General features: G+C 53.4%; 23 protein-coding genes. 9 read left to right on the top strand and 14 right to left on the bottom strand.

Going from position 1 to position 26,975, the window contains the following annotated elements:
* The first annotated feature begins 15 nt into the window (after positions 1–15).
* From LVJ83_RS03750 to LVJ83_RS03730, 5 genes are all read left to right on the top strand, one after another.
* The gene (locus LVJ83_RS03750) at positions 16–2,094 is read left to right on the top strand and encodes a carbon starvation CstA family protein (RefSeq protein WP_244786437.1); all 2,079 of its coding nucleotides are present in this window, start codon (positions 16–18) and stop codon (positions 2,092–2,094) included.
* Entirely contained in the window at positions 2,078–2,284 is a 207-nt protein-coding gene (locus tag LVJ83_RS03745) for a CstA-like transporter-associated (seleno)protein (RefSeq protein WP_244786434.1), read from the top strand. Before LVJ83_RS03750 ends, LVJ83_RS03745 begins: the two co-directional genes overlap by 17 nt.
* Before the next feature lie 447 nt (positions 2,285–2,731).
* Positions 2,732–4,801, top strand: coding sequence for a carbon starvation CstA family protein (locus LVJ83_RS03740; RefSeq protein WP_244786432.1), 2,070 nt, complete (start codon positions 2,732–2,734; stop codon positions 4,799–4,801).
* Positions 4,791–4,997: a YbdD/YjiX family protein gene (locus LVJ83_RS03735; RefSeq protein WP_425316018.1), complete on the top strand. Its 207-nt coding sequence runs from the start codon at positions 4,791–4,793 to the stop codon at positions 4,995–4,997. The genes LVJ83_RS03740 and LVJ83_RS03735 overlap by 11 nt, the downstream gene beginning before the upstream one ends.
* Positions 4,998–5,287: 290 nt before the next feature.
* The gene (locus tag LVJ83_RS03730) at positions 5,288–6,481 is read left to right on the top strand and encodes an amino acid aminotransferase (RefSeq protein WP_244786430.1); all 1,194 of its coding nucleotides are present in this window, start codon (positions 5,288–5,290) and stop codon (positions 6,479–6,481) included.
* Positions 6,482–6,664: 183 nt separating this feature from the next.
* Here LVJ83_RS03730 and nagZ read toward each other — a convergent pair whose 3' ends face one another.
* The 8 genes from nagZ to dnaQ all read right to left on the bottom strand — a co-directional run bounded on the left by nagZ (position 6,665) and on the right by dnaQ (position 14,711).
* Positions 6,665–7,750, bottom strand: a complete 1,086-nt coding sequence (nagZ, locus tag LVJ83_RS03725; protein WP_244786429.1) for a beta-N-acetylhexosaminidase — start codon at positions 7,748–7,750, stop codon at positions 6,665–6,667.
* A 227-nt stretch (positions 7,751–7,977) separates the two neighbouring features.
* On the bottom strand, positions 7,978–9,474 hold the full coding sequence (locus tag LVJ83_RS03720; protein WP_425316017.1) for a DegQ family serine endoprotease: 1,497 nt from the start codon (positions 9,472–9,474) through the stop codon (positions 7,978–7,980).
* A gap of 222 nt (positions 9,475–9,696) precedes the next feature.
* Positions 9,697–10,341, bottom strand: coding sequence for an endonuclease III (nth, locus tag LVJ83_RS03715; RefSeq protein WP_244786427.1), 645 nt, complete (start codon positions 10,339–10,341; stop codon positions 9,697–9,699).
* A 225-nt stretch (positions 10,342–10,566) separates the two neighbouring features.
* Positions 10,567–11,157 (bottom strand): thermonuclease family protein, encoded by a 591-nt coding sequence (locus LVJ83_RS03710; RefSeq protein WP_244786425.1) that lies wholly within the window; start codon positions 11,155–11,157, stop codon positions 10,567–10,569.
* A 542-nt stretch (positions 11,158–11,699) separates the two neighbouring features.
* Positions 11,700–12,365, bottom strand: a complete 666-nt coding sequence (gene rpiA / locus LVJ83_RS03705; RefSeq protein ID WP_244786423.1) for a ribose-5-phosphate isomerase RpiA — start codon at positions 12,363–12,365, stop codon at positions 11,700–11,702.
* A gap of 85 nt (positions 12,366–12,450) precedes the next feature.
* Positions 12,451–12,930, bottom strand: coding sequence for a 2-C-methyl-D-erythritol 2,4-cyclodiphosphate synthase (gene ispF, locus LVJ83_RS03700; protein ID WP_244786421.1), 480 nt, complete (start codon positions 12,928–12,930; stop codon positions 12,451–12,453).
* Positions 12,931–13,305: 375 nt separating this feature from the next.
* The gene (gene ispD / locus LVJ83_RS03695) at positions 13,306–13,992 is read right to left on the bottom strand and encodes a 2-C-methyl-D-erythritol 4-phosphate cytidylyltransferase (RefSeq protein ID WP_244786419.1); all 687 of its coding nucleotides are present in this window, start codon (positions 13,990–13,992) and stop codon (positions 13,306–13,308) included.
* Entirely contained in the window at positions 13,989–14,711 is a 723-nt protein-coding gene (dnaQ, locus tag LVJ83_RS03690) for a DNA polymerase III subunit epsilon (protein WP_244786417.1), read from the bottom strand. The genes ispD and dnaQ overlap by 4 nt, the downstream gene beginning before the upstream one ends.
* A 473-nt stretch (positions 14,712–15,184) precedes the next feature.
* Here dnaQ and LVJ83_RS03685 point away from each other — a divergent pair, with 473 nt between their 5' ends.
* The 4 genes from LVJ83_RS03685 (at position 15,185) to gap (ending at position 18,612) form a co-directional block, all read left to right on the top strand.
* Complete coding sequence (locus LVJ83_RS03685) at positions 15,185–15,661, top strand: NGO0322 family iron-responsive protein (RefSeq protein WP_244786414.1); 477 nt, start codon at positions 15,185–15,187, stop codon at positions 15,659–15,661.
* Between the two features lie 514 nt (positions 15,662–16,175).
* Positions 16,176–16,859 (top strand): pseudouridine synthase, encoded by a 684-nt coding sequence (locus LVJ83_RS03680; RefSeq protein WP_244787636.1) that lies wholly within the window; start codon positions 16,176–16,178, stop codon positions 16,857–16,859.
* A 189-nt stretch (positions 16,860–17,048) separates the two neighbouring features.
* A complete protein-coding gene (locus LVJ83_RS03675) occupies positions 17,049–17,666 on the top strand; it encodes a hypothetical protein (protein ID WP_244786412.1) in 618 nt (205 codons plus the stop codon).
* Positions 17,584–18,612 (top strand): type I glyceraldehyde-3-phosphate dehydrogenase, encoded by a 1,029-nt coding sequence (gene gap, locus LVJ83_RS03670; protein WP_244786410.1) that lies wholly within the window; start codon positions 17,584–17,586, stop codon positions 18,610–18,612. Before LVJ83_RS03675 ends, gap begins: the two co-directional genes overlap by 83 nt.
* 75 nt (positions 18,613–18,687) lie before the next feature.
* Here the strand turns inward: gap and nhaC are convergent, their stop codons facing one another.
* The 6 genes from nhaC to pgl form a co-directional block, all read right to left on the bottom strand.
* The gene (nhaC, locus tag LVJ83_RS03665; RefSeq protein WP_244786408.1) at positions 18,688–20,064 is read right to left on the bottom strand and encodes a Na+/H+ antiporter NhaC; all 1,377 of its coding nucleotides are present in this window, start codon (positions 20,062–20,064) and stop codon (positions 18,688–18,690) included.
* Between the two features lie 680 nt (positions 20,065–20,744).
* A complete protein-coding gene (locus tag LVJ83_RS03660; RefSeq protein ID WP_244786406.1) occupies positions 20,745–21,971 on the bottom strand; it encodes a sugar MFS transporter in 1,227 nt (408 codons plus the stop codon).
* Positions 21,972–22,477: 506 nt separating this feature from the next.
* Entirely contained in the window at positions 22,478–24,142 is a 1,665-nt protein-coding gene (gene pgi, locus LVJ83_RS03655; RefSeq protein WP_244786404.1) for a glucose-6-phosphate isomerase, read from the bottom strand.
* Positions 24,139–24,996, bottom strand: coding sequence for an SIS domain-containing protein (locus tag LVJ83_RS03650; RefSeq protein ID WP_244787634.1), 858 nt, complete (start codon positions 24,994–24,996; stop codon positions 24,139–24,141). Before LVJ83_RS03650 ends, pgi begins: the two co-directional genes overlap by 4 nt.
* A gap of 228 nt (positions 24,997–25,224) precedes the next feature.
* On the bottom strand, positions 25,225–26,256 hold the full coding sequence (locus tag LVJ83_RS03645; RefSeq protein ID WP_244786402.1) for a glucokinase: 1,032 nt from the start codon (positions 26,254–26,256) through the stop codon (positions 25,225–25,227).
* Positions 26,237–26,935, bottom strand: a complete 699-nt coding sequence (pgl, locus tag LVJ83_RS03640) for a 6-phosphogluconolactonase (RefSeq protein WP_244786400.1) — start codon at positions 26,933–26,935, stop codon at positions 26,237–26,239. Before pgl ends, LVJ83_RS03645 begins: the two co-directional genes overlap by 20 nt.
* Positions 26,936–26,975: the final 40 nt, after the last annotated feature.

The raw sequence follows: 26,975 nt of genomic DNA, 5'->3' as shown, positions 1-26,975 counted from the left end.
ATTTAAGGACCTGCTATGAAACAGCTAAAAACGTTTCTGCTTTGGGGTCTGGTGGTATTGGTCGGCGTCGCCGCCTTTTCTACTCTGGCCCTGCACCGCGGCGAACACGTCAACGCGGTATGGATGATTGTGGCCGCCGTATCCGTGTATTGCATCGCTTATCGGTTTTACAGCCTCTATATCGCGAAAAATATTCTTGAGTTGGATGCAAACCGCATGACGCCGGCCGAACGCCACAATAACGGTGTCGACTATGTTCCTACCCGTAAAGGCGTGTTGTTCGGCCACCATTTTGCCGCCATTGCCGGCGCAGGCCCACTGGTCGGGCCGGTGCTGGCCGCGCAAATGGGCTATCTGCCCGGCACGCTGTGGATTATCTTCGGCGTGGTATTTGCCGGTGCCGTGCAGGATATGATGGTGTTGTTTGTCTCGATGCGCCGCGACGGCAAATCGCTGGGCGACATTGTGAAACAAGAGCTCGGCACCACGGCCGGCATCATTGCTTCTATCGGTATTCTGATGATTATGATCATCATCACTTCGGTGCTGGCGCTGATTGTGGTAAAAGCACTCACCCACAGCCCGTGGGGCACGTTTACCATTGTGGTTACCGTGCCGATTGCGCTGTTTATGGGTGTCTACAGCCGCTATATCCGCCCCGGCCGCATCGGTGAAATTGCTATTTTCGGCTTTATCGCGCTGATGCTGGCGGTGATTTACGGCGATGTGGTGGCGCAAAGCCCCATCGGCCATTGGTTTGACCTCAACGGCGTGCAACTGGCCATCTTTATTATGGCTTACGGCACCATCTCTTCATTGCTGCCGGTATGGTTGTTGATGACTCCGCGCGATTTTCTTTCTACTTTTCTGAAAATCGGCACCATCATGGCTCTGGCGTTCGGCATCATCGTTGTCGGCCCCGAGCTGCGCATGCCTGCCGTCACCCACTTTATCGACGGCTCCGGCCCGGTATTTTCGGGCAAACTGTTTCCGTTTTTGTTTATCACCATCGCCTGCGGTGCGGTATCCGGCTTCCATGCTTTGATTGCTTCGGGCACCACGCCGAAAATGATTGATAACGAAGTGAACGTGCGCATGATCGGCTACGGCGGCATGCTGATGGAAAGCTTTGTTGCCATCATGGCCCTGGCCGCCGCCGCCTGCCTCGAACCCGGCGTTTATTTCGCCATGAACAGCCCGGCTGCCTTAATCGGCACCGACCCGGCCACTGCCGCACACGCGATTACCACTCATCTGCAAATCCCGGTAGATGCCGCCACCTTGGCCAACACCGCGCGCGAAGTCGGCGAACACACCATCCTTTCCCGCGCCGGCGGCGCCCCCACCCTTGCAGTCGGCATGGCGCATATCATGAGCCGTCTGATTCCGGGTGAAGCAATGATGGCTTTTTGGTATCATTTCGCGCTTTTATTTGAAGCTTTGTTCATTCTCACCGCAGTGGATGCCGGCACCCGTGTCTCACGCTTTATGTATCAAGACTTGCTCGGCATTTTCATCAAACCGCTGGGAAATTCCGGCAGCATTCCGGCCAATTTGGTAGCCACTGTGCTGGCCGTCGGCTCGTGGGGCTACTTTCTTTACACCGGCGTCACCGACCCCTTGGGCGGCATCAATTCCCTGTGGCCGCTGTTCGGTATCGGCAACCAGATGCTGGCCGGTATCGCGCTGATTATGATCAGCGTGGTGTTGGTGAAAATGAAAAAAGAGCGTTTCGTATGGGTATCGTTGCTGCCGGCACTCGGCTTGCTGGTGGTTACCACGGTTGCCTGTCTGCAAAAACTGTTTGATGCCGATGCCCGTGTCAGCTTTATGGCTCACGCCGCCAAATACCGCGATGCTGCCGCTGCGGGTGAAATTCTGGCGCCGGCCAAAGATTTGGCGCAGATGAACCAAATCGTGCTCAACGATTATGTAAATTCAGGTTTGGCGCTGGCCTTTCTCGCCGTGGTGATTTTTATCGCCGTTTACGGCCTGCAAGTGGCTTTGAAAGCCCGTAAAATCGCTTGGCCGACGGCCAAAGAAGTGCCCGCAGTATACCGAAACGAGGTGCAAACCCATGAAACCCGACTCTGATTTAAAAGGCCGTCTGAAAAACTGGTACACAAGCCTGCGTATTTTTGCCTACTATATGGCAGGCATTCCGGATTACGACAATTACGTTGCCCGGCAGCGCCGATACAATGCCCAAGCACCGGTAATGAGCCGCTTGGAATTTCTGGATTACTGCCAACAGCGCCGTAACGGCAGCGGCCGCTGCTGTTAAAGCCTCCGGCAGGCCGGCTTTTCCTTGACACAAGTAACCGTCCGCCCGATTTTTTCACCCCGCCCCGTGCGGGGTTTTCTACATCCTGCCCTGCTGTTTCAGGCGGCCTTAAAAGCCTATCGAACGCAAACAAGAAAACCATCAGGCCGTCTGAAAATAAAATCTGTTCACATTTCAATATGCAGCATCTGCATCCGCTATTCATATCCGGCAAACAATCCCACCGACAACTTCCGCCGGCGCCCCCACAACCAGAACCACACACGCCGCCGCTGCCCTTTGACCTGACTCAAACCGGCTGCAATTCTCTTTGTTAAACACATACATTTTTCGTGCAAATATGTTAATCTTGCGCTGATTCAGTAAGCACTACAAAATACTACATTAAAATATTAACAAACTGATTCCGTTTTATCCAACCTCAACAAACCTTCTTAAGGATACGCCATGAAACATTTAAAAACGTTTCTGATTTGGGGCATCGTGGTATTGGTCGGCCTGGCCGCCTTTACCACGCTTGCCATGAGCAGGGGCGAGCAGGTGAGCGCCGTCTGGATGGTGGTGGCCGCCATCTCGGTTTACTGCATTGCCTACCGCTTCTACAGCCTTTTCATCGCCAAACAGGTGATGGAGCTGGATGCCAACCGCCTCACCCCCGCCGAGCGCCATAACGACGGCCTCGACTATGTGCCCACACACAAAGGCGTGTTGTTCGGCCACCACTTCGCCGCCATTGCCGGCGCCGGCCCCTTGGTCGGCCCTGTGCTGGCCGCACAAATGGGCTATCTGCCCGGCACACTGTGGATTATCTTCGGCGTGGTATTTGCCGGTGCCGTGCAAGATATGATGGTGTTGTTTATCTCAATGCGCCGCGACGGCAAATCATTGGGCGACATCGTAAAACAAGAATTGGGCACCACCGCCGGCATTATCGCTTCTGTCGGCATTTTGATGATTATGGTCATCATTATGGCGGTGTTAGCGCTGATTGTGGTCAAAGCACTCACCCACAGCCCGTGGGGCACGTTTACCATTGCCGCCACCATGCCGATTGCGCTGTTTATGGGCATCTACACCCGCTATATCCGCCCGGGTAAAATCGGTGAAATTTCCATTGTCGGCTTTATTTTGCTGATGCTGGCAATTGTGTACGGCGAAAATGTGGCCAACAGCTCATATGCGCACTTTTTCGACCTCACCGGTGTGCAGCTCACTTGGGCGATTATGATTTACGGCTTTGTGGCAGCGGTGTTACCCGTGTGGCTGTTGCTCACGCCGCGTGATTACCTTTCCACCTTCCTGAAAATCGGCACTATCATTGCGCTGGCAATCGGCATCATCATCGTCAGCCCCGCTTTGGAAATGCCGGCGGTAACCAAATTTATCGACGGCACCGGCCCCGTGTTCTCAGGCAGCCTGTTCCCCTTCCTGTTTATCACCATTGCCTGCGGCGCAGTATCCGGCTTCCATGCGCTGATTTCTTCGGGCACCACGCCGAAAATGATTGAAAACGAAACCCATGTGCGCATGATCGGCTATGGCGGCATGCTGATGGAAAGCTTTGTGGCGATTATGGCTTTGGCCGCCGCTTCCGTGCTCGATCCCGGTATTTATTTCGCCATGAACAGCCCGGCTGCCTTAATCGGCACCGATGCCGTACAAGCCGCGCAAGTGGTCACCCAAATGGGCTTCCCGATTGATGCGGCCACCCTCTTGCACACCGCCGATGCGGTGGGTGAAAACACCATCCTTTCCCGTGCAGGCGGCGCCCCCACGCTGGCCGTAGGTATGGCATACATCATGAGCCAGCTGATTCCCGGCGAAGCAATGATGGCCTTCTGGTATCACTTTGCACTCCTGTTTGAAGCCCTGTTCATCCTCACCGCTGTCGATGCGGGCACCCGTGTGGCGCGTTTCATGATTCAGGATTTGGGCGGCATTTTTGTCAAACCGTTCGGCAACACCGATTCCCTGCCCGCCAACCTGGTGGCCACACTGCTGGCCGTGAGCTTCTGGGGCTACTTCCTCTATATCGGCGTTACCGACCCTCTGGGCGGCATCAACTCGCTGTGGCCGCTGTTCGGCATCGGCAACCAAATGCTGGCCGGTGTGGCGCTGATTATGGTGAGCGTGATTTTGGTGAAGATGAAAAAAGAGCGCTACGTATGGGTGCCGCTGGTGCCGGCGCTGTTGGTATTGTTTGTGACCTGCTACGCCAGCATGCAGAAACTGTTCCACAGCAATCCGTCTATCGGCTTTTTGGCACACGCCGCCAAATTTAAAGATGCGGCTGCGCGCGGCGAAATCCTCGCACCGGCCAAAGACGCGGTGCAAATGAACCAAATCGCCTTCAACGACTACGTCAATTCCGGCCTGACCGTATTGTTTCTGTCGGTCGTGGTGATTGTGGCCGTATATGGCTTGCGAGTGGCGCTGAAAGCCCGTAAAGTAGCATGGTCTACCGCCAAAGAAGTGCCTGCGGTTTACCGTAACGAGGTAAAAGCCAATGAGCAATAACATCCTGCAACACATCAAGCGCGCATGGAAAACCGCACGCCTCACCGCCAACCTGATGGTAGGCGTGCCCGATTATGACAATTACGTTGCCCAACAACGCAAACATAATCCCAATGCGCCCGTGATGACTGAATTGCAGTTTCAGGATTACTGCCGCAAGCGCCGCTGCGGTGCCAACGGCGGACGTTGCTGCTAGGGTGTCCTGATGTGTCGTTTATGAGGGGATTTTTGTTTCTGGAAATGCAGATGCCAAGCAAAAAACGCAGCAGATGCATTTTCAGGAGCAAAATACACCCATAAATCGAATGGTCAGCACCCTACGCCAACCCCTGAAAACAAGGCCGTCTGAAAACTTTCAGACGGCCTTGTTTACCTTTATCTTGCAGATAGCGCAATAGCGGGCGTATTTTACAAAATGCCCTTTCGCCTATGTCAAATCCGTGTAAAATCCTGCCTGTTGCGCTCTATTAAAGAAGGATAACCAGCATGTTCCAGCACGTCGAATTCTACCCCGGCGACCCGATTCTCAGCCTTGTCGAAACCTATCTCAACGACCCGCGTGCCGAAAAAGTCAACCTCGGCATCGGCATTTATTTTGATGAAAACGGCAAACTGCCGGTGCTGGCTTCCGTGCGCCGGGCCGAAATCGAACGTGCCGCCGAAGCGCAGCCGCGCCCTTATCTGCCGATGGAAGGCTTGGCCGAATACCGCAGCGCCGTTCAAAATCTATTGTTCGGCACCGACAACCCCGCCCTAGCCGACAAGCGCATTGCCACCATTCAAACCCTCGGCGGCTCCGGCGCGCTGAAAATCGGTGCCGACTTTCTGCACCGCTGGTTTCCGCAGGCGCAAGCTTATGTCAGCGACCCCACTTGGGATAATCACAAAAGCATTTTTGAAGGGGCAGGCATCCAAACCGGCACTTACCCTTATTACAACCCCGAAAACGGCAGCGTTAAGTTTGAAGAAATGCTCACTTTTTTCCTCGGCCTGCCCGAAAACAGCATTCTGATTCTGCACCCATGCTGCCACAACCCCACCGGTGTAGATTTAAGCCGCGCCCAATGGGATGCCGTGCTCGAAATTATTCAAACCCGCAAACTGATTCCGTTTATGGACATCGCCTACCAAGGCTTCGGTGATGATTTGGACAGCGATGCTTATGCCATCCGCAAAGCCGCCGCATTGGGTTTGCCGCTGTTTGTGAGCAATTCGTTTTCCAAAAACCTGTCACTTTACGGTGAGCGCGTCGGCGGCCTGAGCGTGGTATGCCCGAATGCCGAAGAAGCTGAATTGGTGTTCGGCCAACTCAAGCTCGGCGTGCGCCGTGTCTATTCCAGCCCACCCGCACACGGCGGCTATATCACCGCCCGTGTGATGAACGATGAAGCGCTGTGCCGGCAATGGGAAAGCGAAGTCTATGCCATGCGCGACCGCATCCGCCTGATGCGCCAAAAGCTCTATGATGTCTTAACCGCCAAAATTCCCAACCGGGATTTCCGCTATTTCATCACCCAGCGCGGCATGTTCAGCTACACCGGCCTCAGCCCCGCGCAAGTGCAGCGCCTGCAAGACGAATTCGCCGTGTATCTGGTCGCCTCAGGCCGCATGTGTGTGGCCGGACTGAACGAGGGCAATATCGACTACGTGGCCGATGCATTTGCCGAAGTATTGAGATAATATTTGATTGCTAATAAAACAAAGGCCGTCTGAAGGTTGATACTATTCAGACGGCCTATTCATTGACAAAAATAACCTAAACCCATTCATAAAATTAAACCAACAAGGCGGCGGGCTGAAAATTTGCCGCCTTGCCGGCTTATTTTTGTGCGTGGGTATTAAAATCTTAACGATAACGGCAGGCTAAAACGCCTCACCCACTTTCACCCCGCCGGCCACATCTTTCGGCGTTGCCAATCTGGCCACCGCAGTTTGGGCGGCCTTGAATTCATCCGTATCCATCATGGCGGCCGCATCTGCCGCATCCAAGTTATTGGCCATATATTGCCAGCGCGCGGCCAACTCGGGGTTGTGCGGAATCACGAAGTCTGTGCGCAATTCATCCACCAAGTCAGGGCGGTTGCACACCAGCACGATATCGCAACCGGCATCAAACGAAAGCTGCGCACGCTCTTGGATACCGCCCGCACCGCATGCGCCTTCCATGGTGAGATCGTCGGAAAAAATCACACCGTCAAAGCCGATATCATCACGCAAAATCTGTTTCAGCCACACGCTTGAAAACCCTGCCGGCTGCGCATCTACTTGGGGGTACACCACATGTGCGGGCATCACTGCCGCCATCCCGGCCGCCGCCAGTTTGCGGAACGGCAGCATATCGGCAGTTTCCAATTCGTTCAGGCTGCGGTCATCTTGCGGCAGCACATGATGGCTGTCGCCCTCAACAAAACCATGGCCGGGAAAATGCTTGCCGCAAGACTTCATGCCGCCGCGGTTGAGCCCTTTTTGCAGCGCCAAAGCCAGCACGCCTACGATTTCGGCGCTTTGGTGGAAACTGCGGTTGCCGATCACCGCGCACTGCCCCCAATTCAAATCCAGCACCGGCGTAAACGACAAATCCACACCACAGGCGCTCAATTCGGCAGCCAATACCCAGCCCACTTGTTCCGCTTCGGCCTCAGCGGCCTTTGCTCCTTGTTCATCCCAAATTTCACCCAGCACCGCCATGGCCGGCAAGCGGGTAAACCCTTCGATAAAACGCTGCACGCGGCCGCCTTCGTGATCGACGGCAATAATCAGTTCGGGCGTGCGCAGTGCTTTGATGTCGGCTACCAGCGCTTTGAGCTGCGCCACATTGTCAAAATTGCGGCGGAACAGAATCACACCGCCGACAGCCGGGTCGAGCAAGCGTTGTTTTTCTGCCTCGGTGAGCGCAAAAGCGTGTACATCGGCCATTACCGGGCCGCGCGGAATATGGGGTTTTTGCATGATTTTCTCTGGGTAAACAATGTTTCAGACGGCCTATTGATCACTCAGGCCGTCTGAAACAAATAAATATAGTGAAATGAATAAAAAGTGCGACGGCGTTGCTGCACCTTGTCGTACTCGCTGTGCTGCCTTGTATCACTTATGTCTGCATTCCACCATAAACAAGCAACAGCTCAAATATTTCAGACGGCCTGAATCATAGGCCGTCTGAAAACAAGGTCATAGATTTAAGGCAGATTCAGTGCCAAAAACAAAGTGTTGCCGTCACGCTGCACCAGCAGCGGGATATTCTTACCGGCACTTTCGATGGCGCTGCGGAAAGTGGGTTCGTCTTCTACGCTGGTCTGGCCGACCGCCAGCACTTCGTCGCCGCGGCGCAAGCCGGCGCGGGCGGCGAGACCCTCGGCGCTAGCCACAATCAAACGTTTGCTGCCGCCAACTTCACGTGTTTGCAAGCTCAGGCCGATGTTGTCCATGCTGAATGCCTGCGCTTGCGGGGCGGCCTGAGCCGGGTTGCCGCTGTCGGCTTCACCCAATTCCATATTGCCGTCGGTCGAACCCAGCTGCACTTTGATATCGGTTTGTTTGCCTTTGCGCCACACGCCCAGATTCACTTCTTTACCCGGCGCCATCGCGCCCACCATCACCGGCAAATCGCTGGAAGCCCGCACTTCTTCGCCGTTAACGCTGCGCACGATATCGCCTACCTGCAAGCCTGCGCGGGCAGCGGGGCTGCCGGGCAACACTTTGGCAATCAGTGCGCCGCTGGCCTTGTCGAGGCCGAACGATTTGGCCAAATCATAGGAAACTTCTTGAATAATCACGCCCAACTGGCCGCGCTGCACTTTGCCGGTGGTTTTGAGCTGATCGGCCACATTCATCGCCACATCAATCGGAATGGCAAACGAAATACCCATAAAACCGCCGCTGCGGCTGTAAATCTGCGAATTGATGCCGACCACCTGCCCTTTGAGGTTAAACAAGGGGCCGCCGGAATTACCCGGATTAATCGCCACATCGGTTTGGATAAACGGCGTGTAGTTTTCGTTCGGCAGACTGCGCCCTTTTGCGGATACGATGCCGGCAGTCACGCTGTTGTCAAAGCCGAACGGTGCACCGATGGCCGCCACCCACTCGCCCGGCTTCAACTCTTTGGCATTGCCGATTTTGACCACCGGCAAATCGGTTGCTTCGATTTTCAACAGCGCCACATCCGATTGCTGATCAGAGCCGATAAGCTTGGCGGTGTATTCGCGTTTGTCGTTCAGCAGCACTTTGATATTGTTCATACCGCCGACCACATGGGTGTTGGTGAGAATATAGCCGTCGGGGCTGATGATGAAGCCCGAACCGAAATTCAGCTCGCCGTCGTCCTCAGGCTGCGGCACTTCGGGCATATTGGGCACCAGGCGCTTGAAAAATTCATAAAAAGGATCATTGTCGGGAAACTGGCTCAAATCCATGCCGCTATCATTGCGTGCAGAGGCCGCCGGTGCAGTTTTGGTGGCCTGAATATTCACCACAGTGGCGCCTTCTTGCTCCACCAGCTTGGTAAAATCGGGCAGCAGCATCTGCACCGTGCCATCATCGGTTTTGGTTTCTATGGTTTGCACCAAACTGCCTTTGTCTTCTTCTTTACCGAAGAAACTGCCCACTTTGTCGCAACCGCCCACAACCAATGCTGAAGCCACCAAGAGCACCATATATTTTGGCGTTTTGTTCACAACGTTTCCTTTATGATTTGTGTTATCCGAACAGCACCTGATTTTAAACGAAAACATCAGCTTTTGCACGGTACGGGCGCCCGGAAATCCGTTTGGGCGCCTTGATTTTACATCTTTTTAATGTTATGCCAACCCCTATTTCGCGGCAGCCGAAAGGCCGTCTGAAAACCTCATAACAACCCGTTTCAGACGGCCTTTTCACAGCGCACCTGCGTATGCGTGCTATCCGGCCATGGGGAGGTTTTTAGCCGGATACTCGCACAAATCATTAATCAGGCATTTTTCGCACTGCGGTTTTTGCGCCTTGCAGGTATAACGCCCGTGCAAAATCAACCAATGGTGCGCATCCAGCAAAAATTCTTTGGGCACTAAGCGCATCAGCTTGTCTTCCACTTCGCGCACGTTTTTCCCCGGCGCAATACGGGTGCGGTTAGACACGCGGAAAATATGCGTATCCACCGCCATCGCCGGCTGCCCGAATGCGGTATTGAGCACCACATTGGCGGTTTTTCGCCCCACGCCGGGCAGCGCTTCCAAAGCTTCGCGGGTTTGCGGCACTTCGCCGTGGTGTTTTTCCAGCAAGATGCGGCAGGTTTGCATGATGTGTTTCGACTTGGTTTTGTAAAGGCCGATGGTTTTGGTGTATTCCATCACACCGTCCAGCCCCAAATCCAACATCGCCTGCGGCGTAGCGGCCACAGGAAACAGTTTGGCAGTGGCTTTGTTCACCCCCACATCGGTGGCCTGCGCCGACAGCAATACCGCAATCAGAAGCTCAAACGGGCTGTTGAAATTCAATTCGGTGGTCGGGTGCGGATTGGCGGCGCGTAAGCGCTCGAAAATTTCTTGGCGGATTTGTTTGTTCATAACTATTTTATCCGGCAGCAGCCCGCAGCCTAGGGTGTCATGATGTGTCGTTTATGGAGAGATTTTTGTTCCTGAAAATGCAGGTGCAAGTCAAAAAACGCAGCAAGATTGGACATCTTGCGAGGCTTTTTCACGCAGCAGATGCGTTTTCAGGGGAAAAATACACCCTTAAATCGAATGGTCAGGATACCCTACTGCCAATCGGGCAAATTATTGTTGGATTGCTCATTTTGATGGGCGCGCCTGCTTGCGGAAAGCCCACGGTGCCTGCGGGTTGCGCCCGCGCCACAAGCCCGAGCGCTGCTGCCTGGCGGCGGCTTCGGCATACGCATATCCGGCATAATCCAAGCTGCTTTGCTTGCGCTTGGCAATCGATACATAATGCCAGGCATGGCCGTTTTCAAGCTGGTAAAGGTTGATATCCTGCCCGTTGAGAAACAGCTGCGCCACTTCGCGACCGTATTGGTCTTGCTCAAACACCGTCACTTGCACGGTCTGACCCGACAAGCGCTGCCGCAAAGCATCCCGTGCCGCTTTTCCATGCGCTTGATTGATTTCGGGCGCATCGATATAAGCCAAGCGCAACCGCCGGCGGCGGCCGTTTTCATCAATAACGCGTACAGAATCACCGTCCGACACTGCCTGCACACGAGCAGCATAACCGCCCGCCGCCTGCACCAGCACTTGCTGCCGGTTGTGCTCGCGTACAAAATCCATACCTGCCTGCAACCAGGCCGGCGATTCGCCCGAGGCCGGCTGAATACCGAAAAAACCCAACACAGCCAACAGCAGGCCATACCAAAATGATGAATCCATTGCTTGCGCTTATGATGTCAAAAAACAGTATTGTATCGCCTTATCGGGCGGAGACCAATTCAAAATGCGCACAGGCAAGGCCGGCCGGTGCAGTTAAGTATATCCATTCACAAAAATAAGCGAACAGCGTCGACCCGCCTGAGCTCGAAGAGGGCTGGTTTCGCTAAGGTGTCATGACCATTCAGAATGATTCAGATTTTTTGTGATAAAAGTACAGATGCAAGGCAAAAAACGCAGCAAGATTGGGCATCTTGCGAGGCTTTTTAACGCAACAGATTAACGCAACAGATGCGCTTTCAGGGGCAACACCCATAAATCGAATGGTCAGGACACCCTAAGGCGCTGAAGCGCCAAGTCAACCAGCCCCGTATGTGTGCACTGTCTTCGGCTCGCCGCCTTGTTAGCTTATTTTTGTGAATGGGCATTATTTGTTTGCCGAGGCCGTCTGAAAAGATTTCAGACGGCCTCGGCAAACCAACCCGCAGCAACATGATTCACAGCCGCTGTGGCGCGGAAAATGCGGAAAATTTAATGCTTTACGCTCAATTCGGCTCAATCACTTTTGCGCCCTCAGCAGTGCCCAACACCAGCACATCGGCGGCATTATGGGCAAACAGGCCGTTTTCGACCACACCGGGGATTTGGTTGATTTTGTCTTCCATCGTGACCGGCTGGCTCAAATCCAAGCCTTTTACATCTACGATTTGGTGGCCGTTAAACGTGGTAAAGCCGATACGCAGCTCCGGTTCGCCGCCCAATGCCACCAGTTTGCGCGACACCATAGAGCGCGCCATCGGAATCACTTCGACCGGCAGCGGAAATTTGCCCAAGCGCGACACATATTTACGCTCGTCGGCAATGCAGATGAATTTGTCTGCCATGCTGGCGACGATTTTTTCATTCAGATGCGCACCGCCGCCGCCTTTGATCATTTGCAGCGAATGGTTGATTTCATCGGCGCCGTCTACATACACGGCCAGGCGCGATACTTCGTTGAGCTGTACTTCGGGGATATCCAGCTGCGCCAAAAGCTCGGAAGTGCCTTTAGATGTAGACACCGCGCCTTTAATCTGCTTGCCGCTCACCGCCAGCACTTTGATAAATTCGTTGACGGTGCTGCCGGTGCCGATGCCGATGTATTCGTTTTCAGGCACAAATGCCAAGGCTTTTTCTGCCGCAATGCGTTTTAATTCTTCCGGTGTTGCCATTTAAGATTCTCCTCATTAAAAAATGATACTGCCCTTTGCTTATGCTAACATTTTTCGGCATCGGGTGCAGCTTTGTGATGCGTTTTCAGACGGCCTGCAACAATACTGCCGCCTGCGCTTCAATGCCTTCCATGCGCCCGAGGTAGCCGAGCTTTTCGTTGGTTTTGCCTTTGATGTTGACGGCGTTTTCGGGTAAGCCCAAATCGGCGGCGATGTTGGCGCGCATGGCGGCAATGTGCGGCGCGAGCTTGGGCTGTTGCGCGATGATGGTGCTGTCTACGTTCACCACCTGCCAGCCCGCCGCCTGCACCGCCTGATAAGCAGCCCGCAGCAACACGCGGCTGTCGGCATCTTTAAATTCGGCGGCGGTATCGGGAAAATGGCTGCCGATGTCGCCCAAACCTGCCGCGCCCAGCAGCGCATCGGTTACGGCGTGCAGCAGCGCATCGGCGTCGGAATGGCCGAGCAGGCCTTTTTCAAATGGAATAACCACGCCGCCGAGCACCAGCGGGCGGCCTTCGATTAATTGGTGCACATCGTAACCTTGTCCGATACGGATATTCATAGTTTTCCTTGCTTTTATCATTCAGACGGCCTTCATCATCCAGAAGCCGTCTGAAAATGAATGGTAATACAGTTAATCAGATAAAACGATGACAAGTTGTTCAGACGGCCTGAAACATCTCACTGATTTCCCTGCGTCAGACGGGGGCTATCCCATCAAAACCATTGCGATAACTAAAATTGATGGGTCGACACCCATCCTACCTTTATTATTCTGCCGTATTATTCTGCCGACCGCCGCCGGGGCGATGTATTCATCCTGCACAGTTGTGATGGCAGAGACCGTCGGTCGGATTCTCGAATCCGACACCTTTCACATCGCCTCAATCATGAGCAATAACCGGTGCCAACCGTTTTGTCGGATACAAGTATCCGGCTACTTCCGTTCTGCCAACAACAGCCGCACAATGTATTCGTCTTGCGGCAGCGTCAGCTTCAAATTGCGGCTGTCGCCCTGCACTAACAAGGGTTTGATGCCCAAGGCCTCAACCGCACTCGCTTCGTCGGTAATCTCGCTCAAATCTTCGGCCGCCAACGCCTGCTGCAATAAGGCCGTCTGAAACAATTGCGGCGTTTGCGCCTGCCACAAGCCATCGCGCGGCACGGTGGCGGCAATCTGCTGCCCCGCATCGGCGCGTTTGAGGGTATCAGCCACCGGCACAGCCAGAATGCCGCCTTCGGGTTGGCCGCCCGCTTCGTCAATCAGGCGGCTCAAGGCTTCGGCGGGCAGGCAGCAGCGGGCGGCATCGTGCACCAGAATATTGTCGTGCGCAGCCGCTGTTTTGCTTTGCAGCAAGGCATTCACGCCGTTGCGCACGGTTTCGGCGCGGGTGTTTCCGCCGCATTTCAAAATACCGATTTTATGGTGTGCGGCCGTCTGAAACACATCATCGTCAGGCGACAATATCACAGCAATGTAATCGATTTGCGGATGGGCGCTGAAAATATCGAGTGTGTGCTGTAAAACGGTTTGGCCGTGAATCTGCACATATTGTTTGGGCTTGCCCGCACCGAAGCGCGCACCCACGCCGGCCGCCGGAATCAGCGCGATATTGCGGCTCATGCGCCGGCCTCTGCTGCTTTCGGCCGCCAGGCACAATGGCCGTCCGACGTTTTTTCGAGCGTATCCAGATAAGCTTCGTGTTCGGCCAGCTCGGCTTCGTTCGGCTGCACCACTTTCAGGTATTCGGGGCGCGGGCGGCGGTTGACTGCGGCTTCGGCGGCCGATTCGGCGAAGCTGTCGGCCAGTGAAAACTGCCCGCGCGTCATCGCCAGATACACTTCGCCCAGCAATTCACAGTCGATCAGTGCGCCGTGATACACGCGCTTGCTGCGGTCGACTTCAAAGCGCGTGCACAGCGCATCGAGGCTGGCTTTTTGGCCGGGAAACATCTGCCGCGCCATCGCCAGCGTGTCGGTTACCGTACAGCCCAGCGCTTCAATTGTGGGCAACCCCATGCGCTGGAATTCCATGTTCAAAAAGCCGACGTCGAATTTGGCATTATGGATAATCAATTCGGCACCGCGTAAAAAATCGGCAATCTGCTGCCCCACTTCGGCAAACACGGGGGCATTTTTTTCTTCCAACACATCAATGGTAAGGCCGTGTACGGCAGCGGCCTCTTCGGGCATGTCTCGCTCGGGATGAACATATAAATGCAGATTTTTGCCGGTGAAGTGGCGGTTGGTCATTTCCAGGCCGGCGAATTCGACCAAGCGGTCGCCGCTGCCGGCATAAAGGCCGGTGGTTTCGGTATCGAGAATAATTTGGCGTTGGCTCATGATGGCACTCTGAAATCGGGTTCAGCGCATCATACTAAAAGCGGCGGTTAATGTAAAAGGCGGCGGCCGGGCAAATGCCGGTAAAACAGCTGCCAAGGTGTTCTAGCCATTCTCTTCTGCGGGAATTTTTGCCCCTAGAAATGCGGCTACCGGACAAAAACGCGGCAAGATTGGATATCTTGCTGGGTTGTTAGCGCAGCAGATATTTTCAGGAATAAAAATCCCCGCATAAACAAATGGTCGGGTTGCCCCACTCGAAGGCCGGCAATATTTAGGGCAAATTTAAGGCAAAACGGCCTTTTTCCGAGCAAATCACTCAAGTTTATGAAAATTTATTTCATTTAAAAACAATATTTTATTTATTAAATATAAAATAATAACAATTATCATTTGCAAGGCAGAAAAAATTTGTTTACTATGCATTCAACGGTTAAGCAACACCCCACACAAGCAAACAAGCAAAGGAGAGCGAAATGCCCGAAAGTATTTTCAAGCAAGTCTCTCTGGATATTTTGAGACTGCACCAACACACCGCCCGCTCGCTGCTGGCCGTGCAACATGCAGATGAAGCAGAAATCCACGATGCTGTGTATGTAACGCTTGAGGGCAGATATTATGTGCTGCTGCCCGATACCGCCGCACCCTGCGATGCGCTGACCGGCATTTTTCTGATTGAAGCCGATGACGAACAGGCCCGCTTGAGCTGGGTGGCCACCACCCGCGCCGTGCAACGTAAAGACACTTTATACCGCCGCGCCCTTGCCGCCCTGCAACGGCGTGTGCAGCAAACCAAGCAATCGCTGAATCAGGCTGCCAACAGCTGCCTGCTGGAGCTGACGCCGCAACAAGGCCGTCTGACCATCAGCGACAACAAAGATTTCGCGCTTTCACCGCATGATTTGATGAAAGCATTGTATCCGGCAGCTTACAACATGGAGAAATTCGCCTGATTAGACAACAGTTTTGGTAGTGGTTTGTGTTCCTTTTGCGCCCCCTCGTGGGGCGACTTTTTTTGTGCCGCCACTTCAGCCTGCGCTCACCCTGAAAACCGCACTGCGCCATCATCATGCAAGATGGATTGTCGCAATTCAAAAAAGCCGGCCGGTTTGCTTTGGCGCACGGGTCTTGCTCGACTTAAGCTTCGCCATTGCACGCCGGAGATGCTACTTAAGTTCCCAAACAAATTGATTTTATTTCGCTTTCCGCCAAAAACGATAACATCAGTCAAGCTTTTTTCGTGCTTCACCGCATTTAACCGCTGCAACCTCAGCATCACGACACCGCCTGTTTGCCGCTTTATACCATTCACAGAGCAAGCCGGCAAAGCGGCAAACCGAAAGCCGCACAACCAGATTATTTTTGCAAATGGGTATTACCGGTTTACTTTTTGAATCGGCATGATAGGCTTTCAGACGGCCTTACATTACAATAGGCCGTCTGAAAACGTTTGATCCGACCATGATTATGCAACTTTTAAAATACATCCAATCGCAAGGCATCGGCAGCCGCAAGCAATGCCAATGGCTGATTGAAAACAACTGCATCACGCTCAACGGCGAAATCTGCAACCGCCCCAAAGCCGACATCGACCCCGCCGCCGTCCGTTCGCTCGAAATAGACGGCGAAGCGCTGGCGGTGGTGCCCATGCCGTATTTCTATATTCTGCTCAACAAACCGGCTGATTATGAAACCTCGCACAAGCCGCAGCAATACCCGAGCGTGTTCAGCCTGTTTCCCGACCATATGCGCCAAATCGACATGCAGGCTGTCGGCCGCTTGGATGCCGACACCACCGGCGTGCTGCTGATTACCAACGACGGCCAGTTCAACCACCGCGTCACCTCGCCCAAGCATAAAGTGGCGAAACTTTACCGCGTTACCCTCAAACACCCGGCCGACGAAGCGCTGTGCGCCACACTGAAGCAAGGAGTATTGCTGCACGACGACAACGAAACCGTGCGCGCCGCCGATGCCGTATTGGAACACCCGCACACTTTGCTGCTCACCATTACCGAGGGCAAATATCACCAGGTCAAACGCATGGTGGCCGCCGCCGGCAACCGTGTGGAGGCTTTGCACCGCAGCCGCTTTGGTGGATGGGATACCCAAAATCTGGCACCCGGCGAATGGAAATTCATCGAAATCTAAAAATTTGCAGTTTTTTCGGCATCTGCTGAAATTATTTTTATTTTAAAAATGAAATATTTATTCTATTTCCGGCATTGTTTACAAAAATTAACGCACACATTGGCGAACTATTATATAATTCAACCGTCTGAGTAACACTTACTTCGCGAGAAGTAAGTAAGTGAGTAAGACGTTTTCCCCGTAATGTGTTTGGCCATCTATACTTTTCCCCTTAGTATAGATGGTTTTTTTTGCCCCGCTTTTCTGCCCGGGCAAACATTTATATCTTTACAGCCTACCCTGCCGGCCGACCTTGCCCGCCCGCGCGCCTTGGCGCATCTTAGCAACACAACCCTGCCGGTTTCCGATAACCGTTCATTAAAATATAGCGCCACGCAACTTCATCTTGACTACATGCCACTACATTGGGCTATAATCCGCCTGCATGAGCCGGCACGCCCGGCCTGTTGTGAAAGCAGCACCATACTGCAACCGCGTACAAACTGCGCCGCCGCAGCCGGTGCAGCCAAGCCGTTTATGATTTTTTTGTTTCCAAACATACCGATACCGCGCAGAAAGCACGGTGCAGATATATTGGGCAAACAAAAAAAACCACGCCAAAACAAACGGCTGCACCCATTCGTCAACATAAGCCGGCAAAACAAACCGACACAGCCAGATTATTTTGATGAACTTATGCTTCACAATACTCAACCAAACTTTATCAATGCAAAAGGAATCGAATATGGGCATCAAGATTGCCATCAACGGCTACGGCCGCATCGGACGACAAGTATTACGCGCAATCTACGACTACAAACTGGATAAGCAGCTCGAAGTGGTGGCGGTCAACGCCAGCGGCAGCTTGGAAACCAATGCCCATCTGACCAAATTCGATACCGTGCACGGCCGTTTTCAGGCCGATGTGGCTTATGATGAAAACCATCTGATCATCAACGGCAAAAAAATCCCCTTTTTCTCCACCCGCAACCCGGCCGAACTGCCTTGGGAGCTGCTCGGCGTGGATTTGGTGATGGAATGCACCGGTGCTTTTACCAGCAAAGCCGCAGCCAAAGTACACCTCGAATCCGGCGCCAAAAAAGTGCTGATTTCGGCACCCGGCGGCGATGATGTTGATGCTACCATCGTTTACGGCGTCAACCACAATATCCTCACTGATGAAATGACCGTGGTTTCTAACGCTTCCTGCACCACCAACTGCCTGGCGCCTGTAGCCAAGGCGCTGAACGATTCAATCGGCATCAACAAAGGGGTGATGACCACCATTCACGCGCTGACCAACGATCAAACCGTTACCGATGTGCGCCATAAAGATCTGCGCCGCGCCCGCAGCGGCGTGGAAAATATGATTCCCACCAAAACAGGTGCAGCCAAAGCGGTGGGGCTGGTGTTGCCCGAATTGAAAGGCCGCCTCGACGGGCTGGCCATCCGCGTGCCCACAGTCAACGTTTCGCTGGTGGATTTGAGCTTTGAAGCCGGCCGCGATACCGACGCCGCCGAAATCAACAGCATTTTGCAGGCGGCGGCAGAAGGCAGCATGAAAGGCGTGCTCGGCTACAACACTCTGCCGCTGGTATCGATGGATTTCAACCACACCACCCAAGCCAGCCATTTTGACAGCACCCTCACCAAAGTAACCTGCGGCAATATGGTGAAGGTGTTTGCCTGGTATGACAACGAATGGGGCTTCAGCTGCCAAATGCTCAATACCGCCCGCGCCATGTTCGGCATGGAAGTGACGCCGTTCGAATAATACCCGTTTAAAAACATCAAGCCGTCTGAAAACAAATGTCGTTTTCAGACGGCCTGATAACTTTACACCAGCCGTTTATTTTTTACTCAACGTCAGTCCCGTCCAACCAAACAGCAATGTCAGCAACAAACACAAATAACAGAAAAACGCATACGGCAGATAAGCCCACACCGGCACGCCGAGCGCTTGGCTGATAAACACCCCGCACACACTCCACGGCACCAGCGGATTGATAACCGTGCCCGCATCTTCCAAGGTGCGCGACAGATTGCGCGGATGCAGGCCGAGCTTGTCGTATACCGGTTTGAACGTTTCACCCGCCAACAACACGCTCAAATATTGCTCGCCCACCAACACATTCACCCCCACCGCCGTAGCGGCCACGCTGAATGTGGCACGGCCGGCATTGGTGAGGAAACGGCGCATACTTTCCAGCAGCGCAGGAATAATGCCCAATGCAAACAGCAGCCCGCCGAGGCTTAAGCCTAAAATCACGATGGTTTGGGTGAAAAACATACTCTCGATGCCGCCGCGCGACACCAAGCGGCCGATATTTTCAAAATCGCCCTCCGGCTTGAAACCGCCGTAAAACCAGCCCCCCAGTTGGGTCAAATCGGGTGAGCTGTGGAAATAAGTAACCACCAGCGCCAACAATATCGTTGCCATCATCGCCACAATCGCATTAACCCGCCGCACCGCCAACAACACCAACAAAGCAAACGGCAGCAGCGAATAGGCGTGAACGAGCCTTGAAGCAGACAGTTGCTCGCGGAAAACGGCCGTGCTGTTCAAATCATTGGCGGCCACGGCGGGCAACAGCCACAACGTCAGCGCCGCCGTTATCAGCCAAGCCGGAATGGTGGTGTAGGCCATATTGCGGATATGCTCAAACAAATCAATGCCCACCACCGAAGCGGCAATGCCGGTCGTGTCTGAAAGCGGCGACATTTTATCGCCGAAAAACGCCCCCGACACCACCGCCCCCGCCGTCATCGCCAAATCAGCATGAAACGCTTCACCCATGCCGATAAAGGCCACGCCGATGGTGGCGCAAGTGGTGAGGCTGCTGCCGATGGCAATCCCGATAAGCGAGCTGAGAACAAAAGCGGAAAAGTAAAAATACTGCGGCGAAATCCAGCCGAAGCCGTAATACATCAAGGTGGGAATCGCACCGCTCATCATCAGCGCACTCACCAGCAGGCCGATAAAGAAAAACAGATAAACCGCGCCCATGCCCTGCCCCACCGAAGCCACCATCCTGTTCTGCATATCAGCATATTTCGCACCGCGCAACATGCCGTAGAGCAACAGCGCCATAATGGCGGCCAATATCGCCATATGCGGCAGCCAGCCCAGCGAAATAATACTGTATCCCATAGCGGCCACCATCAGCGTGCCTACCAGAAACGCCTCCGGGCGCGGCATCTCGAGCAGCGGTTTGAAGCTGAACATATCGCTTATATCCTTGTATCGGTTTATGCTGATACCCATTGATCAAAATAAACCAACTGCATCGGCTGATTTTTATCAATAGGCATAAAACCCGTTATTTTAGCCGTTTTAGGCCGTCTGAACAAAGAAAACCGCCACAGATGCCGCAGTAATGCCATTCATAAAAATAAGCCGGCTCTTTTATGAATGAGTTAATACCCATACACAAAAATAATTTAACCGCGTTGGCCGCTTCGCTGTACCCATGCACCCCCCGCCTCAACCCGACACCGTGCCAGCTTACTTTTATGAATGAATGGGTATGCAAGCATTTTTTTCAGACGGCCTTTACCTGCACAGGGTTTTCGTGAGCAGAACCCGCGCGATACAGCCTGTAGGTCGGGCTCTCGAATCCGATATTTTTCAGACGGCCAAAATCATTTGAAATAACAAGAATATCGAACTATTTTTCGGATACAAGTATCCGACAGTTGCTCCGCTTACCCAATTCAGCCCGCCACCTTGTTATACCCATTCACAAAAAAACCTAATTGTGTTGGCTCGCCTACCCGTAGTAGCTGGGCTGTCTGCGGCTTGCTGCCTTGCATCACTTCTTGCTTTATTTCACGTTTATTTCACGATAGAAATGGGCATAGAAAAAGCCGTCTGAAATTTTCAGACGGCTTTGTTCGCAGCAAACATCAAATCTGATCGGCTTTATGGCCTTTCACCGCAAAGAAAACAATGTAGAGGTAGCAGACAGCTGATACCACAAAGGAAAGCAGCAGACCGATATGGTCGGCGGTAAAGCCTTGAATCACAGGCACAATCGCGCCACCCACAATGGCCGTACAAATCACGCCGGAAGCAATACCGGTAAATTTGCCCAAGCCTTTGGTGGCCAATGAGAAAATGGTGGGGAACATAATCGAGTTGAAGAAACCGATGGCAATCAGCGACCACATCGATACTGCGCCGCCGCCGGCCAGAATGGCGATGGTAATCAGCGCCACGGCCATCAAGGCGTTAAAGGCCAGGTATTTGTTGGGCGCGATTTTGTTCATCACCACAGAACCGAGGAAGCGGCCGACCATCGCACCACCCCAATACAGCGCCAAGTATTTGGCACCGGTAGAATGGCTCAAACCGGCGGTCACTTCCATCACGCTGACCAGCAGCGAACCGATAGACACTTCGGCACCCACATAGCAGAAAATGCCCAATGCGCCCAATACCAAATGTTTGTATTGCCACACGCTGGTTTTGCCGTCGTGGTTTTGCTCGGTTTCGGCTTCGGCGATTTTACGGGCATCGGGCAGCTTGATCATTTTCACAAACAGCGCCAGCAAAACCAGCAAACCGGCCAACCCCAAATAAGGGATTTGCACTGAAGAAATCTGCTCGGCCTGGCTGGTTGCCTGAGTGGCTGCATCGGAAAGAATCAGCGCAGAACCCAACAACGGCGCCACAGTGGTGCCCAATGAATTGAATGCCTGCACCAAAGTGAGCGTGGCCGATTCTTTGCCGGGTTTGGCCAGCAGGGTAACATAGGGGTTACCCGCCACTTGCAGCAAGGTTACGCCTGATGCCAGAATAAACAGTGCGCCCAAAAAAATCGGGTATGACGCGCTGCCGGCTGCCGGGTAAAACAGCAAGCAGCCTACGGCGGTCAGCAAAAAGCCGCCGATCACGCCGTTTTTATAGCCGAGCTTCTCAACCAGCTTGCCCATCGGTATCGACATGATGGCATAAGCGGTAAAGAAGCAAAACTGAATCAGCATGGCCTGAAAATAGCTCAGGCTGAAAATAGCTTTCAGGTGGGGAATCAGAATGTCGTTCATGCAGGTAATGAAGCCCATCATGAAAAACAAGGCGGTCAATACCGACAGGGCGGTATTATTGCTTTGATTTTGCGATTGTGTAGACATTGTCGTTGCCTTTAGTTGATGTAGTAAAATTAAACTTGCTGAGTATTTGAGGTTAATCTGTGTAAATCAGGCTGCATCATACTGCGATTCCTGAAATTTTCATACTGTTATTTTCCAACGTAAAACAAATACTTAAAGGCCGTCTGAACGTAATCTTCTTTACATTTTTCAGACGGCCTTGCTTTATTTGATACAGCTCAAACAAATATAACAACCGTTAAACTTAATGACCCATACGAGCCGGCTGGCTTGGCACTTCAACGCCTGAACAAAACCGACTTTCTCAAGCCGAGGCAAGCCGATGAAGCAGGATGATTTAAGAGTAACGGTTAGGGTGTCCGGACAATTTGTTTATGAGGGGATATTTGTTCCTGAAAATGCAGATGCCAGGCAAAAAATGCAGCAAGATTAAACATCTTGCGAGGCTTTTTAACGCAGCAGATGCGTTTTCAGGGGCAAAATACACCCGTAAATCGAATGGTCGGGACACCCTAGGGCTATTCACATCAGCATTCGCCTTTGTCTTTATCACAATTGGCATTGCGGTAAAGCTTGATCAAATGCGCGGTCGAGCTGTCGTGCGGCTGTACTTCGATTTCACCGGTCAGCTCGGCCAAAATGGTTTTGGCCAATTGTTTGCCCAACTCCACGCCCCACTGGTCAAAGCTGTTGATATCCCAAATCACGCCCTGCACAAAGGTTTTGTGCTCATACAGCGCAATCAGGCTGCCCATATTGCGGGGGTTGATTTTATTAAGCAAAATCAGGTTGCTGGGGCGGTTGCCGGAAAAGGTTTTATGCGGCACCAGCTCTTCGATGCGCGCCTCATCCATGCCTTGCGCCTGCAATTCCGCCCGCACCTCGTCCGGCGTTTTGCCGCGCATAAAGGCTTCGGCTTGGGCAAACACGTTGGCCAGCAAAATTTCATGGTGCCCGGGCAGGTTGCTGCGTTTTTCCAGCGAGGCAATCAGATCAATCGGGGTGATGTGGGTGCCCTGATGCAGCAGTTGAAAGAAGGCATGCTGACCGTTGATGCCGGTTTCGCCCCAGATAATCGGCGCGGTTTCATGCTCTACCGTTTTGCCGTCGAGGGTAACCTGCTTGCCGTTGCTTTCCATATCCAATTGCTGGATAAACTTAGGCAGGCGGTGCAGATGCTGGTCGTAAGGGGCGATGATGTGGCTGCCGCCACCGTAATAATTGATATACCACACGCCGATCATGCCCAGCAGCACCGGCATATTTTGCTCCAGCGGCGCATTGATGAAATGCTGGTCGACCAAATGTGCGCCGTTGAGCATTTCGATAAAGTTTTCTTCGCCCAAATACAGCATAATCGGCAAACCGATGGCCGACCACAGGCTGTAGCGGCCGCCTACCCAATCCCAAAATTCAAACATATTGGCAGTGTCGATACCGAAATCGGCCACGGCTTTTTTATTGGTAGACACGGCCACAAAATGCTTGGCCACAGCAGCCTTGTCGCCGGCATGTTTTAAAAACCATTCGCGTGCCGTGAGCGCATTGGTTAAGGTTTCCTGCGTGGTGAAGGTTTTGGAGGCGATGATAAACAAGGTGGTTTCGGGGTGTACTTTTTCGAGCACATCGCGCAGCTGCGAGCCGTCGACGTTGGACACGAAATGCATATTCATGCGCGGATGGCCGAACGGTTTGAGCGCGGTACACATCATCAAGGGGCCCAAATCAGAGCCGCCGATGCCGATGTTGACCACATCGGTAATCACCTGATTGGTATAGCCCAACCAATCGCCGCTGCGCACTTCGTGCGCAAATTCGCCCATGCGGCGCAGCACATGGTTGACCTTGGGCATTACATCTTCGCCGTCTACCATAATCGGCGCATTGGTGCGGTTGCGCAAAGCCACATGCAGCACGGCGCGGTTTTCAGTGGTGTTGATTTTTTCGCCGCGGAACATTTGTTTCATCCGCTCGGGCAGGCCGGCTTCACGCGCCAGCTTCATCAGCAGCTCGAGGGTTTCATCGGTGATGCGGTTTTTGGAGTAATCCAACTTCATGCCGCCCACTTCCACCCAGTAGCGCTCGGCGCGTTGCGGATCCTGCTCAAACAATTCGCGCATATGTTGGCCTTTTGTGGCGTCAAAATGCTTCCACAGCTCCCGCCATGTCGGCAAATCTTCTAAATGCTTCATGAATGTTGCTCCTTTTCGTGTTCGATGCGTTTGTTGTGGATGCTGCGTTTGCCTTTTTCCAATTGCAGGCTGGCGATTTCGCCCAAACGCAAGGCCAAGCCGATGGCCAGAATATCAATAACCACCAATTGCAGCAGCCGCGTCACCATCGGGGTGTAGCGCTCGGTGTCTTCTTGCGACATCACGCTCAGCACGCAATCGGCCAATTGTGCCAACGGCGAATCGGCGCGGGTAATGGCAATCACGGCGGCGCCGTTTTCTTTGGCAATGCTGACCGCATCCAGCACTTCAATCGAAGAGCCGGAATTGGAAATCACCACCAGCACATCCTGATTGCTCAACACCGAAGCGGCCATCAGCTGGATATGGGTATCGACATAAGCCACAGTAGAAATACCGAAGCGGAAAAATTTATGCTGGGCATCTTGCGCCACAATTCCCGAATTGCCCACACCGTAAAACTCAACGCGGCGGGCATGGGTGAGCATGGCAATGGCGTTTTCGAGATCGGTTTCTTTCAAATAGCGCCGGGCGCCCAAAATCGAAGCGGCCGTGTTGCCGAGCACTTTTTCGGTCACATCGCCCATATCGTCATCGGCATTAAGCTCTTCGTGCACATAAGGCATGCCTTCGTGACCGATGCTGGCCGACAGAGAAAGCTTGAATTCGGGCAAACCTTTATAACCCAGGCTGCGGCAGAAACGAATCACGGTCGGCTGGCTCACGGAAGCGTGTTCGGCGATTTCGGCCACCGCCGCATGTACAAACCACTTCGGTTCGGCCAATGCGCACTCGGCCACTTTACGCTCGGCACCTGACAAATTGGTTAAAGATTCACTGATTTTGTTTAACATCATGTCATTTCCTAATTGTTGTTTCAATCAAACAACGGTTGCAGCTGCAAAGTATGAGCCTTTGAAAACCGTTTTAACTGCTTTCAAAAACGCTCTGATGCTGTTCAGACGGCCTTATATTTGATTTTAAGGTTGAGTGATGCCGTCTGAAAAGCGTGCAGCCCGAGAGTCTCCATATTCATTTCTCTGATTGCGGCGGGCAGCCCGAAGAGGGTCGGGCCGCAGGGTTTAAGTTTTACTCTTGTCTGCCGTTTGTCCGGCCGCGGCGGGCAAAGCTGAAACCGCCAAATGATTGGCCAGCGCCACCGCAGCACCATTGATGCCCGGATATTTGCTCAACACGATATACACCGGAATCGCTGCCAGATAGGCATCAAAGCGGCCTTTGCTTTCAAAACGGGTGCGGAACGGCGAGCTTTTGAAATAATCGATAAAGCGCGGAATAATGCCGCCGCACAAATACACGCCGCCGCTGGCGCCCAATGTGAGCGCCAGATTGGAAGACACGGTGCCCAACATCGCGCAGAAAATATCCAACGTCAGCCGGCACAGCGGCGATGTGCCGCTCAGGGCGCGCTCACTGATTTCGGCAGGCGTGAGCTTTTGGCGCTTGATGCCTTCGCGGGCTGACAAGGCTTCATGAATCAGCGACAATCCGGCACCGCTCAAAAAGCGCTCGGCCGACACATGGCCATATTTTTGCTTGGCATATTGCCAAATCATGATTTCGGCATCGTCAAACGGCGCAAAGCTCACATGGCCGCCCTCGCCTGCCAGCGGCACCCAACCGGCCTTACTCGGAATCAGGCCGCTCACGCCCAAGCCCGTGCCCGGCCCGATAACGGCTTTAGGGGCATCGTCTACCTGCTTAAAGCCGCCGATCTGCACCAGCTCGTCTTTCGGAATACAGGTAATCGCCAAGGCCTGCGCGGTGAAGTCGTTAAGCAGAATCAGGGTTTCAAAACCCAACGATTGGCGGGTGGTTTCGATAGAAAATGCCCAATGGTGGTTGGTCATCTGCACCCAGTCGCCCAAAATCGGGTTGGCAATGGCAATGGCGGCGTGGCTGATTTTCGGCTCGCTCACCCGCTTGAGGTATTCGCGGATGGCATCGACGACGGTGTCGTAATCATTGCAGGGCAACACTTCTACTTTTTCGATTTTTTGCGGTGCGGTTTCCAAGGCGAAACGGGCGTTGGTGCCGCCGATATCGGCAACCAGGCGCGGCCAGGCAGTGGCTTCAGTTTGCGTAGTGGACATGGCATTCTACCTTTGGTTGATTGAGAACATAACTGATCGGAAAGGTTTTATTCAAGCCTTGGGCGGCCGCTTCAAACACTTTTTTCTTCTCTTCGCCCTGAATCGCCAGAAACACAGCGGGGGTGTTGAGAATGGCGGCCAGCGTCATGCTGATGCGCTCGTGCGGCGCGGTTACCGGTGTGGTGTGCAGCAACGGCACATCATTGGCCAAATCCAGCCCTTTATCGAGCTGGGGGGCTTGCGGAAACAGCGAGGCGGTGTGACCGTCGCCGCCCATGCCGAGCACCAGCGCATCGGGTTGGCGAAAATGCTTCAAGGCCGTCTGAAGAGCGGCTTCCGGCGCCAAAGCGGCTTCGCGTGCATCTGCTTCCACCATCGGAATCCAATGTGCGGCGGCGGCTTTGTTTTGCAGCAGGTATTGGCGCACCAGGCCGGTGTTGCTGTCGGCATGGTCGGTCGGCACAATACGCTCGTCGACCAAAGTCAAGCCGATTTTTGCCCAATCCAAATCTTTTTGCGACAAGGCTTCAAAAAAAGCAATCGGCGAACGTCCGCCCGACACGGCCAACACCGCTCCGCCTTTTTTATCCAGCGCGGCTTGCAGTGCATCAGCCACCGCATCGGCCAGCGCGGCAGCTGATGCGGCGGCGTTTTCATGAGAATGCCATTGATAGCTCATGGTAAGTTCCTTAAATAATGTTTTTTCTTTCAGACGGCCT

It is taken from the genome of Uruburuella testudinis, assembly GCF_022870865.1.
Lineage (GTDB): Bacteria > Pseudomonadota > Gammaproteobacteria > Burkholderiales > Neisseriaceae > Neisseria > Neisseria testudinis.
The sequence above is the reverse complement of the archived record's forward strand: the minus strand, read 5'-3'. Positions and strand labels throughout refer to the sequence as shown.

Excerpts from the sequence above, each read along its gene's own strand:
- LVJ83_RS03650 (WP_244787634.1), bottom strand. The coding sequence starts at position 24,996 with ATGTTAAACAAAATCAGTGAATCTTTAACCAATTTGTCAGGTGCCGAG.
- dnaQ (WP_244786417.1), bottom strand. The coding sequence starts at position 14,711 with ATGAGCCAACGCCAAATTATTCTCGATACCGAAACCACCGGCCTTTAT.
- nhaC (WP_244786408.1), bottom strand. The coding sequence starts at position 20,064 with ATGTTCAGCTTCAAACCGCTGCTCGAGATGCCGCGCCCGGAGGCGTTT.
- LVJ83_RS03730 (WP_244786430.1), top strand. The coding sequence starts at position 5,288 with ATGTTCCAGCACGTCGAATTCTACCCCGGCGACCCGATTCTCAGCCTT.
- LVJ83_RS03745 (WP_244786434.1), top strand. The coding sequence starts at position 2,078 with ATGAAACCCGACTCTGATTTAAAAGGCCGTCTGAAAAACTGGTACACA.
- nth (WP_244786427.1), bottom strand. The coding sequence starts at position 10,341 with ATGAACAAACAAATCCGCCAAGAAATTTTCGAGCGCTTACGCGCCGCC.
- LVJ83_RS03645 (WP_244786402.1), bottom strand. The coding sequence starts at position 26,256 with ATGTCCACTACGCAAACTGAAGCCACTGCCTGGCCGCGCCTGGTTGCC.
- nagZ (WP_244786429.1), bottom strand. The coding sequence starts at position 7,750 with ATGCAAAAACCCCATATTCCGCGCGGCCCGGTAATGGCCGATGTACAC.
- ispD (WP_244786419.1), bottom strand. The coding sequence starts at position 13,992 with ATGAGCCGCAATATCGCGCTGATTCCGGCGGCCGGCGTGGGTGCGCGC.
- ispF (WP_244786421.1), bottom strand. The coding sequence starts at position 12,930 with ATGAATATCCGTATCGGACAAGGTTACGATGTGCACCAATTAATCGAA.
- LVJ83_RS03660 (WP_244786406.1), bottom strand. The coding sequence starts at position 21,971 with ATGTCTACACAATCGCAAAATCAAAGCAATAATACCGCCCTGTCGGTA.
- LVJ83_RS03750 (WP_244786437.1), top strand. The coding sequence starts at position 16 with ATGAAACAGCTAAAAACGTTTCTGCTTTGGGGTCTGGTGGTATTGGTC.
- pgi (WP_244786404.1), bottom strand. The coding sequence starts at position 24,142 with ATGAAGCATTTAGAAGATTTGCCGACATGGCGGGAGCTGTGGAAGCAT.
- gap (WP_244786410.1), top strand. The coding sequence starts at position 17,584 with ATGGGCATCAAGATTGCCATCAACGGCTACGGCCGCATCGGACGACAA.
- LVJ83_RS03710 (WP_244786425.1), bottom strand. The coding sequence starts at position 11,157 with ATGGATTCATCATTTTGGTATGGCCTGCTGTTGGCTGTGTTGGGTTTT.
- LVJ83_RS03735 (WP_425316018.1), top strand. The coding sequence starts at position 4,791 with ATGAGCAATAACATCCTGCAACACATCAAGCGCGCATGGAAAACCGCA.
- LVJ83_RS03740 (WP_244786432.1), top strand. The coding sequence starts at position 2,732 with ATGAAACATTTAAAAACGTTTCTGATTTGGGGCATCGTGGTATTGGTC.
- rpiA (WP_244786423.1), bottom strand. The coding sequence starts at position 12,365 with ATGGCAACACCGGAAGAATTAAAACGCATTGCGGCAGAAAAAGCCTTG.
- pgl (WP_244786400.1), bottom strand. The coding sequence starts at position 26,935 with ATGAGCTATCAATGGCATTCTCATGAAAACGCCGCCGCATCAGCTGCC.
- LVJ83_RS03685 (WP_244786414.1), top strand. The coding sequence starts at position 15,185 with ATGCCCGAAAGTATTTTCAAGCAAGTCTCTCTGGATATTTTGAGACTG.
- LVJ83_RS03680 (WP_244787636.1), top strand. The coding sequence starts at position 16,176 with ATGCAACTTTTAAAATACATCCAATCGCAAGGCATCGGCAGCCGCAAG.